This is a genomic window from Achromobacter sp. 1012554356 (assembly GCF_059760815.1).
In genome coordinates this window covers 1-365 of sequence record NZ_JCBANC010000134.1, presented here as the reverse complement: position 1 = coordinate 365, position 365 = coordinate 1, and the positions used below count along the sequence as shown (strand labels likewise).

The window sequence follows — 365 nt, the reverse complement described above, 5'->3', positions numbered from 1 at the left end:
TCCTGGCGAGACCTGAAGAGGTCGCCGCAAGAAAGCGAAGCAAACTGCGAAAGCAAAAAGCGAAGCTGACTTGACAAGCGATAAAAACTTCTTCATAATCTCGCTTCTCTGCTGCAACGACAGCGACGACGCAAAAGCGAAGTTGACCGGAGTTGAAAGCAGAAACTGGTAGTACAGAATTTAGCAAGACCGCTCTTTAACAATTAAACAACCGATAAGTGTGGGCGCTTGATGTGAGTGCAGCGATTGGGTTTCGGCCTAGTCGCAAGCACAAGAAATCAAGTGCTCACTAGAAGTGAAGTACCTTAGACGTCAAGTTTAAGAACATACCTCACTTCCTTTGAGTAGCGACGTATGACCTGGTT

General features: G+C 46.6%; 1 protein-coding gene. It reads right to left on the bottom strand.

Translation table 11 applies throughout. The features are described from left to right. A partial coding sequence (locus AC6LJW_RS29465) for a hypothetical protein (protein WP_498088978.1) occupies window positions 1-187 on the bottom strand: 187 nt, incomplete at its 3' end. Window positions 188-365: the final 178 nt, after the last annotated feature.